Source organism: Nostocoides sp. (assembly GCF_037045025.1).
In the GTDB taxonomy this organism is placed as follows: domain Bacteria; phylum Actinomycetota; class Actinomycetes; order Actinomycetales; family Dermatophilaceae; genus Nostocoides_A.
The window spans coordinates 360113-373412 of sequence record NZ_JBAOHM010000016.1; the positions used below are offsets into that span (position 1 = coordinate 360113).

Consider the following 13300-nt stretch of genomic DNA (forward strand, 5'->3'; position numbering starts at 1 on the left):
GCGAGGGCGCGACGATGACGCTCGTCGTCAAGCCCTGGGGCGCCGCCAACGGAACTGCGCAATCCGTCGTCGGCGCGCACGGAATCGGCGCCGACTGACCCATCGCACCAGCAAAGCGATCGGGCGGCCTCCCGTGTGGGGAGACCGCCCGTTCGGTCATGCTGCGCGGCGCGGGTCCCACGCTCTGCGTGGGTGCGTCGAACTTCGTGGGGTGACTCAGAACCCCATGCCGCCCATGTCGTCGCCGCCGCCGGGCATGGCCGGCGCGGCCTTTTCGGGCTTGTCGGCGATGACGGCCTCGGTCGTCAGGAAGAGCGCCGCAATCGAGGCGGCGTTCTGCAGGGCGCTGCGGGTGACCTTGGCCGGGTCGATGATGCCAGCCTTGATCAGGTTCTCGTACTCACCGGTGGCGGCGTTCAGCCCCTCACCGGCGTCCAGACCGCGGACGCGCTCGGCGACAACGCCACCTTCGAGGCCGGCGTTGATCGCGATCTGCTTCAACGGAGCCTCGGAGGCCACGCGCACGATGTTGGCGCCGGTGGCCTCGTCCCCGTCGAGCTTGAGCTTGCCGAAGGCAGCCTTGGTCGCCTGGATCAGGGCCACGCCACCGCCGGCGACGATGCCCTCTTCGACGGCGGCCTTGGCGTTGCGGACGGCGTCCTCAATGCGGTGCTTGCGCTCCTTGAGCTCGACCTCGGTGGCGGCGCCGGCCTTGATGACGGCCACGCCGCCGGCGAGCTTGGCCAGGCGCTCCTGCAGCTTCTCGCGGTCGTAGTCGGAGTCGGACTTCTCGATCTCGGCGCGGATCTGGCCGACCCGGCCGGCGATCTGGTCGGCGTCGCCGGCGCCCTCGACGATCGTGGTCTCGTCCTTGGTGACGACGACCTTGCGGGCCTTGCCCATCAGGTCGAGGTCGGCGGTGTCGAGCTTGAGCCCGACCTCCTCGGAGATGACCTGGCCACCGGTGAGGATGGCGATATCGGCGAGCATGGCCTTGCGGCGGTCACCGAAGCCCGGGGCCTTGACGGCGACCGAGCGGAAGGTGCCGCGGATCTTGTTGACGACGAGCGTCGAGAGGGCTTCCCCGTCGACGTCCTCGGCGATGATGAGCAGCGGCTTGCCGGACTGCATGACCTTCTCCAGCAGCGGCAACAGGTCCTTGATCGCCGAGATCTTGGAGTTGGTGATCAGGATGTAGGGGTCTTCCAGGACCGCCTCCATCCGCTCGGTGTCGGTGACGAAGTAGCCGGAGATGTAGCCCTTATCGAAGCGCATCCCCTCGGTGAGCTCGAGTTCGAGCCCGAAGGTGTTGGACTCCTCGACGGTGATGACGCCTTCCTTGCCGACCTTGTCCATGGCCTCGGCGATGATCTCGCCGATCTGCGGGTCGGCCGCGGAGATGGATGCCGTCGCGGCGATCTGCTCCTTGGTCTCGATCTCCTGAGCCATGCCGAGCAGCTCGGTGGCCACGGCCTCGGAGGCCTTCTCGATGCCCCGCTTCAGGGCCATCGGGTTGGCGCCGGCGGCCACGTTGCGCAGGCCCTCACGGACCATCGCCTGGGCCAGCACGGTTGCGGTCGTCGTGCCGTCACCGGCGACGTCGTCGGTCTTCTTGGCGACCTCCTTGACCAGCTCGGCGCCGATCTTCTCGTAGGGGTCTTCCAGCTCGATCTCCTTGGCGATCGACACACCGTCGTTGGTGATCGTGGGCGCGCCCCACTTCTTTTCCAGCACGACGTTGCGTCCCTTGGGGCCCAAGGTGACCTTGACCGCGTCGGCGAGGGTGTTCATCCCCCGCTCGAGACCGCGGCGAGCCTCTTCATCGAAAGCGATGATCTTGGCCATTCGGTGGTGCCTCCACACGCTTGCGTTTGGTGGTGACCACGCGAGTGCCCGCGACGGACGGCCCGGCCACCGCGGCTCACGTCACCGCGGCATCCGGACCTCACTCAACGAGGTCATGAGTTATCACTCTCACACGGAGAGTGCTAATGCTCATTATTGGCACTCTCGACCCGAGAGTGCAAACGCGTGCGCCCGTCCGCCTGCGCGTCGCAGGCGTCGGGCGCACCGTCAGGAGTAGAACGGACGGTCCGGGTCCTCCGGGTCGTCGGTGCCATGCACGTCCGGAACCTCGGGATCGGGCGGGACGGCGGGCGCGGCATACAGGACCTGGCCGTCGTTGGTGCTGATCATCAGCTGGCCGGCGCTGTCGCGGATCTGCCGGGCGAGGTTGCGATAGGACTCGTCCGGCAGGTCGATACCGGCGCCACCGATGCGCTCGCGCAGGCCCGCCTCGAGGCGCTCCTGATCATCCTCGCCGGAGCCGGCGGCCACGGCGACGGCGTCGACATAAGCGGCGATTTGCCGCTCGTCGAGCGCGGCGAGGAAGGGATCGCTCAAGACGATGTTGGCGGCACGCAGCGGCTCGGGGTCGGGAGCGGGGTTGGTGGACGTGTCGTGCTGCTCGGTCATGCCATCGACTGTATGGCGCTGCGGCGGGCCTCGGGCCGCTAGCGGCCAGCCAACCGCCCGATCGGGACGGCTAGAGCAGCAGCCGCAAGCAGCCGTCGGCCTCCGAGCTGACCGGATCATCGAGGTCGGCGACGAAGACGGCGCACATCGTCCGCATCGGGTTGGACTCGATCTCGGCGAACGTGCCGCGCCAGGCGGCGAGGTTGGGATGCTCGACGGTCGTGCAGGCCAGCGCCGGTTCCAAGGAGGTGATCGCCTCGGCCAGGTCGGACTTGCTGACCTCCAGCGTCGCGGTCGATCCGTCGTGGCGCAGGATGGTCGCGAGCACGACGGCGGGCAGTCCGTGCCGCCCACCGGGCCCGTTGACGTGCGGGAAGACCCACTCCGGCGAGCTGCTCGCGGGGCTCATGCCCACGGCATACGCGACCGGCTGGCGCCAGCCCTCGATGCGGGCGGCGAGCAAGTCCTTGATGGCCACCAGCCCCTCCTCGCTCGACCAGTCGAGAGTGTTCATCGGTCCATCCTGGCCGACGGGAAGGCATCGAGGTAGCACCGGACCCGCTGTTCTTTGTCGGTGCCGGGCCACATCGTCACCGACGTGGCGGCCAACAATGCGTGCCCGACGGCCCGGGCCACGCAGCCGGCCGCCGCGTCGTGCAGGGCCAGCAGGTCCGCCAGACCCGGCTCCGGGCGGACGCCGGTGGCGACGGCGAAGAGGGTGTCACCGTCGAGCATCGTGTGCACCGGGCTGATCGCTCGCGCCAGGCCGTCATGCCCGGCACCGGCGAGCTTGCGGCACTGCGCCTTGGTCAGCGTCGCATCGGTTGCGATCACCCCGATCGTCGTCGCCCCACCCGGCAGCAATCCGGCTGCCGCCGCTTCGGTATGCCGCAGCGCGGCATACGCTGCCAGCTCCGAGGGCGCGGGTCGCGCCAACGCGGGGAACTCGCCGGGCAGCCCCCAGCTCAGCGCGAGCAACTCGCCGGTGACGGGATGAACCGGCGAGCCGATCGCGTTAACGACAACCACCGCCGCAACCGTGGCCCCGTCGGGGAGCACGGCGCTGGCCGACCCGAGGCCGCCGGCGAGCGAGCCGGCCCGGGCACCCGTTCCCGCACCACACCGACCAGCCCGCTCGGCCGCGCCGCCCGTGCCCGCCTCCCCCGCCAGCGCGAGGTCCAGCGCTCGTCGACCGTCAGCCCCGTCCGGATGATGAGAAAACCGACCGCCGCGTCCCATGTCGTAGATCACGCTCGCGGGCACGATCGGGACCACCTCGGCCGGCGCACCCATCGGCCAACCCCGGCCGGCGGCATACAGCCCGGCCATCACGCCGTCGGTCGCGGCGAGCCCAAAAGCGCTCCCGCCGCTCAGCACTATTGCGTGAACGCGATCGACCAGGCAGGTCGGATCGAGCAGGTCGGTCTCGCGAGTCCCGGGGGCCGCTCCCCGAATATCCACTCCCGCAACGGATCCAGTGGGGGGCAGCAAAACGACAGAGGTGCCGGTGAGCCAGCCTCCGCCGGTCAGGCTCAGGTGCCCGACGTGCACTCCAGCCACATCGGTCAGCGCGTTGCCGGGACCGGGCGCGATCGCAAAGGCATCCATTTTGGCATTGTCCTTCCCGCGGCTCCGGGCAGGACACGCCGGCCCTCAAGAGTGAACAGAAGATGAACAAAAAAAAGCCCTCTGGTGAAGATCAGGTGACATCAGCACACTGTGCCTCGTGGACGCAGCAACCGTCATCCTCATCTTGGTGATCGTCACGGCTCTCGCCTTCGATTTCACCAACGGCTTTCACGACACCGCCAATGCCATGGCGGCCTCCATCTCGACCGGTGCGCTGCGACCCAAGGCCGCAGTCGTCCTGGCCGCGGTTCTCAACCTCGTCGGCGCTTTCCTGTCGGTCGAGGTTGCTCTCACCGTGTCCAATGCGGTTGTCAAGCTGCAGGACAAGTCGGGTGCACCCATCCCCGAGACCCTGGTCGATGATGGCAACAAACTGTTGCTCGTCGTTTTGTGCGGTCTGATCGGCGGCATCGTCTGGAACCTGTTCACCTGGTTGCTCGGACTGCCCAGTTCGTCCTCACACGCACTGCTCGGCGGCCTGACCGGGGCCGCGGCGGCCGGCTTCGGTTTGTCCGGCGTCAAGTGGACCGGGGACGGATCCAAACTGGACGGCGTCCTCGGCAAGGTCCTCATCCCGAGCTTCATCTCGCCGATCATCGCGATGGCCGTGGCGTTCACCGGGTGTTGGGTGGTCCACAAGTTGACCAACGGAATCATGCGCAAGCTCGACGAACGCTTCTTCCGGTGGGGGCAGATCGGCAGCGCTTCGCTCGTCTCCTTGGCCCATGGCACCAACGACGCCCAAAAGACGATGGGCGTGATGACGCTCGCCCTGATCGCGAGCGGGCATTGGAGCGAGACGCACGCAGTGCCGTTGTGGGTCAAGGTGTCCGCGGCGTCGGCCATCGCCGCCGGCACCTATCTCGGGGGATGGCGCATCATCCGCACGCTCGGCAAGGGCCTCGTCGACATCACCCCGCGCCAGGGCATGGCTTCCGATGGGAGTTCGGCGGCCGTGATCCTCGCGGCCAGCCACCTCGGGTTCGCGCTGTCCACCACGCACGTTGCGACCGGTTCGGTTCTCGGCGGTGGGCTCGGGCGTGGAACGCACGTTCGCTGGAACACCGCCGGGCGCATGGTGGTCGCATGGGCGACGACCTTCCCGCTCGCGGCGTTGATCGGCGCCCTGATGTGGTGGATCGGCGACGCGCTCGGTTATGGCCTCGGCTCGGTGACGATCTTCGTCATCTTGTGCGCGCTGTCCGGCTGGATGTATGCACGCTCTAGGACCCAGCACGTCGGCGCACACAATGTCAACGACGAGTGGGATCGGCCGCAGGACATCCTGGATCAGCACGCGCCCGCCGAAGCCACCACGACCGGAAACTGAGGCAGCGACATGCGGAGTATCGAACTCGCCCTCGAAGGCGGCGGCAAGGTCCTTCTCGCCGGCCTGGTGTTTGGTGCCGGACTACCGATCATCTATGCGCTCGGAATGCGCCTGCTCACCGTGGGCGCCGTCGAAACCACCAGTGCGAACGGACCGGAGACGGTGCGTTACAGCACGCTGGGCAAAGGCATGGCCGCGCTGTTGTTGGCGGTCATTGTTGGTGCCGTTGCCTTGGGTATCACGCTGATTGCCGCCTCGGGATTCGGCAAGGCGGTAAGCTTCGAGCACGTCATCCCGACCATCGTCGAGAAGAAGTAGAGGTCATCTGGCTGATGACAGCGCCGGACGGCCCGATCCTGCAATGGATCCGCGACGGTTTTCCCGGCGGGGTCTCGGAAGAGGAGGCTCCGGCGCTGCGCGCCGTCCTCCATGAGCGCCTCGGCCTCTCCCCAACGCACGACGTCCTGCGCCGACTGCAAGCGGACGGGTTGCTCTCGGTGGCGGCGGCAGGTTCGCTGCTGCCCGATGTCGCTCAGCAACGGCAGGTTGCGGCCAAGCTCGTCCTGGGCGGCTGGCCGCTGGCCGGCTCGCCAGAGGAGGAGGACGAAAACGCTCCACCGCGCGAGGGCAGCCCGCTGGCCCGGATCGTCGCCTGGATGCGCGAGGGCTATCCGGGCGGGGTTCCCGATCACGACTATGTCCCCCTCCTCGCGCTGCTGGAGCGCCGCCTGACCAAGGCGGAGGTCAAGAAGATCGCCCGCGCGTTGCGCCGGGCGGATATCGCCCCGGCGGGGCCAGCGGACATCGCGGCGGCGATCACCGACCACACCCACGGCCAGCCGACCGAAACCGATCTGCGACGAGTGCGTGACCAACTGGCCAAGAAGGGCTGGCCGGTCGAGTTCCCCGATCCGGGCCTGGACCCGTTCGCCCCCGCCCCGGATCCCTCCCAGTGACCATTCGGCCAACCGAGGGAGAACATCCGCGGTTGGCCCCAATCTCCCGCCACCGGCGGCACAGACTGGTGGGGGACCCCGATGCTGGGGGTCCCCGTGACCGACCCCGCACAAGGAGCGCCGTATGCCGCTCACCCAGTCCCGCCGCCCCGCCGTGGCCCCGACCCTCTCGCCGCCCGGGCCGCTGCTGCGGATCCTGGCCTGGCTGCGGCCGGGGCATCTCGAAGACCCAGTCAGTTGCCTCCCGATCGTCGCCCTCCTGCCGCGGCGATTGACCGACGAGGAGGCGCCGGCCCTCGCCGGCGCCTTCCGCGGCTCGACCGACACGACCCCAAGCCGAGTCGAGACCGGGGCTGAGATCAGCCGGCTGACCGACGACCTGCCGACGACCGAGGACGTCGAGCGGGTCCTTCGCTACTTGGACGAATGCCGGCCCTGCATAGGCTCCCCGGCCGAAGCACGAACCTGACGCCCTCTGCCGCCCTGGTGGGTTGCGTGAACAGTGAGCTAACAGTGGGCAAACTTCCAGGGCTGGGCCCCGTCCGTGTGTCCGGCGACCGCACACTGGCACCGTGACAGGGGCAGCCATCATTTTGGCGTTGGTGATCTTCACGGCGCTGGCGTTCGACTTCACCAACGGCTTCCACGACACCGGCAACGCGATGGCGACGTCGATCGCGACCGGAGCTTTGCGGCCCAAGGTCGCCGTCGCCCTGTCGGCCGTGCTCAACCTGGTCGGCGCCTTTCTCTCCGTCGAAGTCGCCCTCACCGTGACCAATGCGGTGATCAAGATCCAGGACAAGTCGGGCGCTCCCAAAGCCGAGTACCTGACCGGGGGCGGTGAGGCGCTGCTCCTGATCGTCCTCGCCGGCCTGTGCGGCGGCATCGTCTGGAATTTGCTGACCTGGCTGCTCGGGCTGCCGAGCAGTTCCTCACACGCGCTCTTCGGCGGCCTGATCGGCGCGGCCATCGCGGGGCTGGGTTGGAAAGGGGTCAACTGGGCCGGTGACGGGAGCAAACTCGACGGCGTCTTGGGCAAGGTCGTCCTTCCTGCGGTCATGTCTCCCGTCATTGCCGCGACCGTGGCGGCCTGCGGCACCTGGCTGATCTACCGGATCACCTCCACCGTGGCCGACCGGTTCAAGGAATCCGGTTTCCGCTGGGGTCAGATCGGTTCGGCCTCGCTGGTCTCGCTGGCGCACGGCACCAACGATGCCCAAAAGACGATGGGGGTCATCACGCTGGCCCTGATCGCCGGCGGCCATTGGAGCGATACCGGCAGCATTCCGCTGTGGGTCAAGGTGTCGTGCGCGCTCGCGATCGCCCTCGGCACCTATCTCGGGGGGTGGCGGATCATCCGCACCCTCGGCAAGGGACTGGTCGAGATCAGTTCCCCACAAGGTATGGCGGCCGAATCCGCCTCGGCGGCGGTCATCCTCACCTCGAGCCACTTCGGCTTCGCGCTCTCGACGACCCACGTCGCCACCGGTTCGATTCTCGGCAGTGGCATCGGCAAGAGGGGCGCCGAGGTCCGCTGGAGCGTCGCCGGCCGGATGCTGGTCGCCTGGCTGATCACGTTGCCGAGCGCCGCACTCGTCGGTGCCGCGATGTGGGTGATTGGCAACCTCATCGGCGGCGCAGCCGGCGCGATCGTCGTCTTCACGATCCTCGTGATCCTGGCGGGCTGGATGTATGCCCGCTCCCGTCGCGCTCCGATCGACCACACCAACGTCAACGCCGAATGGGATGCACAGGCGCCGAACCTGGATTCGACGCGAGTAACGCCCATGGCGGTCTCGCCGCGCCGCTGAAGGAGGCCGCCATGAACAATGTGACGCTCGCGCTCGAAGGCGCGTGGAAGGTCTTGACCGTCGGTTTGCTCCTCGGCGCCGGCCTTCCCGCGCTGTTCGCCGTCGGCATCCGTTGGCTCGCCTATGGAGCCGGCGGCGACGCGGAGGTCAGCCACGAGCGCGGCCATCCGATCGGCAAGCTTGGAGCCGTCATCGTGTTCGCTCTGGTGTTGGGGGGCGTCGCCCTCGGCATAACGACGATCGTCGCGGCCGGCGTCGGCAAGAAGGTGAGTTACGAGCACATCGTTCCGGTGCTCGTTGACAAACATTGATGGCAGGATCCTTGATATGCCGCCCACCGAGGATCAGTCGTTAGCGGCGCGAGTCCTGGATTGGCTCCGCGCGGGGTATCCGGCCGGAGTTCCGCGCGAGGACTACATCGCGCTCGCCGGCGTGCTACACCGCACCCTGACCGAGGCCGAGGTCGATGCCTTGAGCGCCGAACTCGCAGCCAGCGGGCACGCCACCTCCGACGCCGAGATCGCTCAGCTGATTCAGGCCCGCATCCACGAACACGCCGAGGCACCCGACGTCGCGCGGGTCTCCTCCCGGCTGGCCCAGGGTGGTTGGCCGCTCGCCGTCCCGTCCCAGGTCGAAGACACCCCGCTCGAGGAAACCGGCCGCATCCAACGCATCGTCGACTGGCTGCGCGAGGGCTATCCGAGCGGCGTGCCCGCCACGGAGTTCATCCCGCTCGTTGCCTTGCTCCGCCGCCGCCTCAGTGACCAGGAGGTCAAACAGGTGGCCAAGTCGCTACGTAAAGCCGAAATCGCTCCTGTCGGCCCGGTCGAGATCGGTGTCGAGATCGCGCGGGTGACCAGAGAGATGCCGTCCGCAGAAGACATCCGCCGCGTTCACGACCGGTTGGCCAAGAAAGGCTGGCCGCTCGAATTTCCCGACCCACTGTGAGCGAATCACCCCGTCGAGTGCAGCAGCCGAGGCCAAGAACGCCCGTCCGGCTTCCCTCACGGACGGGCGTTCCTGTGTCCTGGGCTCGCTAGGGCTGCTCGATTCCGAGGCGGCGGGCGGAGCGGATGCGCTGTCGGCTCGCGCGCAGGCGGCGCAGGCGTTTGACGAGCATCGGGTCGTGGGCGAGCGCGGCCGGGTTGTCGATCAGGCCGTTGAGCACCTGGTAATAGCGGGTCGAACTCATCTCGAACAGATCGCGCACGGCCTGTTCCTTGGACCCGGCATACTTCCACCACTGCCGCTCGAAGGCGAGGATCGCCCGATCGCGGTCGGTCAGCTCGCCGGGGGTCGAAGCCGACTCGGGGGTGGGGGCGGCGCTGTTCATCACGCCACAGCATAAGAGCGGGTTACACCCGTGTCATTCACCTAGGCCATCGTGTCGAGGATCGCCTCGATGTCGGCGGCGCTCGTGTCCGGATTGACGATCGCGAACCGGGCGAGGGTCTGCCCTGCATACGTGGTCGGGACGACGAACCCGAGCTGGTCGGCAAGCAACCGGTCGGACCAAGCGTGGTAGTCGGCCGGCTCCCACCCCACCCGGCGGAAGACGACCACCGACAGGTCGGGCTCACGCACGAGCTCGAGGTGGTCACGCTCGTTGATGGCTTGCGCCGCGAACCGGGTGATCTGCAGCGTGTGCTCGATCGCCTCCGTATAGGCCGCGGTCCCGTGCGTGGCCAAGGAGAACCAGAACGGCAGGCCGCGCGCCCGGCGGGTCAGGCCGATCGAATAGTCGGCCGGGTTCCACTCGGCAGCCTCGGTGAGGACATCGAGGTAGCCGGCGCGCTGGGTGTGCGCGGCCCGGGCGAGTTCCGGCTCGCGATAGATCAGCGCGCAACAGTCGAAGGGCGCGAACAGCCACTTGTGCGGGTCGACGATGAAGGAGTCGGCCGCCTCGATGCCCGCATAGAGGTGGCGCACAGAGGGCGCCGCAAGCCCGGCTCCGCCGTAGGCGCCGTCGACGTGGAACCACAGACCGAACTCACGGCATACCGCGGCGACGGCGGCGAGGTCGTCGACAACGCCGAAATTCGTCGTCCCACAGGTCGCGACGACGGCGAAGAAGCTCTCCGGTCCGGTGTCGATGATCGCCGTCCGCAGCGCCTGCGCGTCCATCCGGAAGTCGGCATCGACAGGCACGCCGACGACCTCGGCGTCCATCACGTCGGCCGCGGAAACCACTGAGCTGTGCGCGAATTCGGTCGCGGCAATGCGGAACGGCCGCGACTCGGGTCGCTTCGCTCTGGCCGTATGCCGCGCCGCCACCAGCGCACTGAGGTTGCCGATCGTCCCGCCGGACACGAAGACGCCGCCTGCTCTCGCCGGTAGGCCGGCGAGGTCGGCGATCCAGCGCAGTGCTTGGTTCTCGGCATACACCGCGCCGGCGCCCTCGAGCCACGAGCCGGCATAGATCGACGAGGCCCCGACGACGAGGTCGAACATCGCCGCCGAATCCGATGGCGCGCAAGGGATGAACGAGAGATAGCGCGGGTGGTCGGTCGACAGGCACGCCGGGGCGAGCTTGCGGGTGAACAGGTTCAGTGCGGGCAGCCCGCCGATGCCATCGGCCGTGATCGTCTCTCCCACATCGGCATCCAGTTCCGCTTCGGTCCGCGGGGCGTCGAGCGGGACCGGATGCAGCGCGAGCCGATGCTCGGCATACGCGAGGATTGCTCGGCCGAGAACGTCATGGTCGGAGTCGCGGAAGGCGGGCACGTCGGGAGTCTAGGGGCCAAGATCGGTTCCGTTCGGCGGCAGCAGGATCGCGGTGAGCTCGGCCGGGGTGTCGACAAGGTGATCGGGGCCGGCGGCAGCGAGGGACTCGCGAACCCCGGCGCCCCAGGTCACCGCGACACTCGCCATACCGGCAGCCTTGGCGGCTTGCACATCGACCACGGCGTCACCGACATACACGCACCGCTCCACCGGTGTCGACAACCGGGCCGCACCGTGGCGCAGCGGGGCGGGATCCGGTTTGTGCCGGTCGGTGGACTCCATCGTCGCAACGAGGTCGATCAGGGTGTCCAGGCCAGCGTGCCGCAAGGCCGTGGCGGCCGTCTCCGCACGCTTGGACGTCGCCACCCCGATCCGGACCTCGGCGTCCAGAAGAGCGCGCACGAGCGCCTCGACGCCGTCGTAGCGAGCGATCAACCGCGCGGTGTTGGCGAGGTTGTAGGGGACGTATGCCGCCTCCAGGGCTTCGGCATGCTCGGGATGAGACTCGGCGAATGCCGTGCGCAGAGTCTGCCCGATCCACGCGCGCGCTTGCTCGGGGGTGAAGCTGACTTCGGGCAGGACGGTCCGCATGGCGTGCTCGTAGGACGCGACGATGAGCGGAATCGTGTCGACGAGGGTGCCGTCGAGGTCGAAGAGGACCGTGGGCCAGCGCGCAGTGCTCACCGGCCCAGCCTGCCAGAGGCGGCCGGCTGCAGCCGACGGGAGGTGCTGGCATACGGTTGGTCCTCGTGACCGGGAGCACCGCCGCGCGTCCGCTGGGTGACCTCGTCGATCCGTCGTGGGCGCAGGCGCTCGCGCCCGTCGAGCCGACGATCGCCGCCCTCGGGGCCTTCCTGCGCGCGGAGATCGCCTCGGGCCGAGGCTATCTGCCCGCCGGACGGCACATTCTGCGCGCGTTCGAGAAGCCCCTCGGCGACGTGCGGGTGCTCATCGTCGGACAAGACCCCTATCCCACACCCGGACACCCGGTCGGGCTGTCCTTCTCGGTCGCCCCCGACGTCTCGCCCATCCCGCGCAGCCTGGAAAACATCTACCGCGAGCTGCAGACCGATCTGGGGCTCCCGGCTCCGTCGACGGGCGACCTGACGCCCTGGGCCGAGCGCGGCGTGCTGCTGCTCAACCGGGTCCTGACCGTCCGGCCGGGCACGTCCGCATCGCATCGCGGCAAGGGGTGGGAGCAGGTGACCGAGTGCGCGATCGACGCGCTCGTCGCCCGCGGCGGGCCGCTCGTGGCGATCCTGTGGGGACGCGACGCCCGCAACCTCGCCGGCCGGCTCGGCGCGACCCCGATCATTGAGAGTGCCCATCCGTCGCCGTTGTCGGCACACTCGGGCTTCTTCGGCTCCCGGCCGTTCAGCCGGACCAACGCCTTGCTGCAACGGCAGGGTGCCGACCCGATCGACTGGTCGCTGCCGTGAGTCCGCCTCGAGTCTCGCAGCCGCGCGTCTGGGAGCGCTATGTCGCAATCGGCGACTCCTTCACCGAGGGGATGGTCGATCCCGATCCCACCGGCGCCACCGAGTTCGCCGGCTGGGCCGACCGGTTGGCAGCACACCTCAGCTCGTATGCCGCTGCGGCCGGCCGACCGTTTGCCTACGCCAACCTCGCGGTCCGGGGCCGCAAGCTCGACGACGTAGTTGGCCCGCAGCTGGCTGCCGCCGTGGAGCTGGGGCCGGACCTGGTCTCGGTGGTGGGCGGCGGCAACGATATCCTGCGGCCGAGCGTCGACATCGACGCGCTCGCGGATCGTCTCGAGGAGGCCGTGATCCGGCTGCGCGGCAACGGAATCGACGTGCTCCTCGCCACGCCGACCGACCCGCGTGACTCCGGGCTGTTCAAGGCACTGCGCGCCCGGCACGCGATCCACACGGCCAATCTGTTCACGATCGCGCAGCGGCACGGCGCTCACGTCCTCAACCTGTGGGGCATCGGCTCGGTGCAGGACTGGCGGATGTGGGGCGAGGATCGCATCCACCTCACCAGCGAAGGCCACCGGAGGGTGGCGAATGCCGCACTCGTTGCCCTTGGCCTTCCCCCCGCGGACCCGGAGTGGGATGTCCCCCTCCCTGCCGCGCCTGCGCAGACTCGGGTCGCGCAGCTCCGCGGCCACCTCGCGTGGGCACGCACCTATGCCGGACCGTGGGTGCAGCGCCGGGTGCGCCGCACCTCGTCCGGCGCTGCCCTGGCGGCGAAGCGGCCGGCGTTGCTCGGCCTGGAGTCCCCCGGCGAATGTGACGGGCGTCACGACGACACGCCCCCCGATGTGCTTGCCTGAGCGCTCAGCAACCGCCCACGAATTGCCAAGGTGCGCCGTCGTCGCCTACCGTCGTTGTGGCGGCCACGCCGCCACAACT

At 68.8% G+C, this 13300-nt stretch carries 16 protein-coding genes; 9 read left to right on the forward strand and 7 right to left on the reverse strand.

Translation table 11 applies throughout. The features are described from left to right. Nucleotides 1–216: 216 nt before the first annotated feature. From groL to V9G19_RS24295, 4 genes are all read right to left on the reverse strand, one after another. Nucleotides 217–1845: a chaperonin GroEL gene (gene groL, locus V9G19_RS24280; RefSeq protein ID WP_462287955.1), complete on the reverse strand. Its 1629-nt coding sequence runs from the start codon at nt 1843–1845 to the stop codon at nt 217–219. A gap of 228 nt (nt 1846–2073) precedes the next feature. Beyond that, a complete protein-coding gene (locus V9G19_RS24285) occupies nt 2074–2475 on the reverse strand; it encodes a hypothetical protein (RefSeq protein ID WP_462287956.1) in 402 nt (133 codons plus the stop codon). A 70-nt stretch (nt 2476–2545) separates the two neighbouring features. After that, the gene (locus V9G19_RS24290; RefSeq protein ID WP_462287957.1) at nt 2546–2989 is read right to left on the reverse strand and encodes a hypothetical protein; all 444 of its coding nucleotides are present in this window, start codon (nt 2987–2989) and stop codon (nt 2546–2548) included. Then, nucleotides 2986–4083: a P1 family peptidase gene (locus V9G19_RS24295; RefSeq protein WP_462287958.1), complete on the reverse strand. Its 1098-nt coding sequence runs from the start codon at nt 4081–4083 to the stop codon at nt 2986–2988. The genes V9G19_RS24290 and V9G19_RS24295 overlap by 4 nt, the downstream gene beginning before the upstream one ends. 118 nt (nt 4084–4201) lie before the next feature. Here V9G19_RS24295 and V9G19_RS24300 point away from each other — a divergent pair, with 118 nt between their 5' ends. From V9G19_RS24300 to V9G19_RS24330, 7 genes are all read left to right on the forward strand, one after another. Continuing rightward, entirely contained in the window at nt 4202–5434 is a 1233-nt protein-coding gene (locus V9G19_RS24300) for an anion permease (protein ID WP_462287959.1), read from the forward strand. Between the two features lie 9 nt (nt 5435–5443). Beyond that, complete coding sequence (locus V9G19_RS24305; protein WP_462287960.1) at nt 5444–5752, forward strand: hypothetical protein; 309 nt, start codon at nt 5444–5446, stop codon at nt 5750–5752. A gap of 14 nt (nt 5753–5766) precedes the next feature. Then, nucleotides 5767–6390 carry a DUF3349 domain-containing protein gene (locus V9G19_RS24310; RefSeq protein ID WP_462287961.1) on the forward strand — a complete coding sequence of 208 codons (624 nt, stop codon included), beginning with the start codon at nt 5767–5769 and terminating at the stop codon, nt 6388–6390. A 124-nt stretch (nt 6391–6514) separates the two neighbouring features. Further along, nucleotides 6515–6859 carry a DUF3349 domain-containing protein gene (locus V9G19_RS24315; RefSeq protein WP_462287962.1) on the forward strand — a complete coding sequence of 115 codons (345 nt, stop codon included), beginning with the start codon at nt 6515–6517 and terminating at the stop codon, nt 6857–6859. Between the two features lie 103 nt (nt 6860–6962). After that, a complete protein-coding gene (locus tag V9G19_RS24320) occupies nt 6963–8201 on the forward strand; it encodes an anion permease (protein ID WP_462287963.1) in 1239 nt (412 codons plus the stop codon). 11 nt (nt 8202–8212) lie between these two features. Continuing rightward, complete coding sequence (locus tag V9G19_RS24325) at nt 8213–8512, forward strand: hypothetical protein (RefSeq protein WP_462287964.1); 300 nt, start codon at nt 8213–8215, stop codon at nt 8510–8512. Nucleotides 8513–8528: 16 nt separating this feature from the next. Continuing rightward, on the forward strand, nt 8529–9149 hold the full coding sequence (locus V9G19_RS24330; protein WP_462287965.1) for a DUF3349 domain-containing protein: 621 nt from the start codon (nt 8529–8531) through the stop codon (nt 9147–9149). A gap of 88 nt (nt 9150–9237) precedes the next feature. Here V9G19_RS24330 and V9G19_RS24335 read toward each other — a convergent pair whose 3' ends face one another. Genes V9G19_RS24335 through V9G19_RS24345 form a run of 3 tightly spaced genes read right to left on the reverse strand, consistent with a single transcriptional unit; the run spans nt 9238 to nt 11609 of the window. Then, nucleotides 9238–9534, reverse strand: a complete 297-nt coding sequence (locus V9G19_RS24335) for a DUF3263 domain-containing protein (protein ID WP_462287966.1) — start codon at nt 9532–9534, stop codon at nt 9238–9240. Between the two features lie 41 nt (nt 9535–9575). Further along, entirely contained in the window at nt 9576–10925 is a 1350-nt protein-coding gene (locus V9G19_RS24340) for a pyridoxal phosphate-dependent decarboxylase family protein (protein ID WP_462287967.1), read from the reverse strand. Between the two features lie 9 nt (nt 10926–10934). Beyond that, nucleotides 10935–11609, reverse strand: a complete 675-nt coding sequence (locus V9G19_RS24345; protein ID WP_462287968.1) for an HAD family hydrolase — start codon at nt 11607–11609, stop codon at nt 10935–10937. A gap of 65 nt (nt 11610–11674) precedes the next feature. Here V9G19_RS24345 and V9G19_RS24350 point away from each other — a divergent pair, with 65 nt between their 5' ends. Then, nucleotides 11675–12364 (forward strand): uracil-DNA glycosylase, encoded by a 690-nt coding sequence (locus V9G19_RS24350; RefSeq protein WP_462287969.1) that lies wholly within the window; start codon nt 11675–11677, stop codon nt 12362–12364. Then, the gene (locus tag V9G19_RS24355; RefSeq protein ID WP_462287970.1) at nt 12361–13221 is read left to right on the forward strand and encodes an SGNH/GDSL hydrolase family protein; all 861 of its coding nucleotides are present in this window, start codon (nt 12361–12363) and stop codon (nt 13219–13221) included. Before V9G19_RS24350 ends, V9G19_RS24355 begins: the two co-directional genes overlap by 4 nt. The last annotated feature ends 79 nt before the right edge of the window (nt 13222–13300 follow it).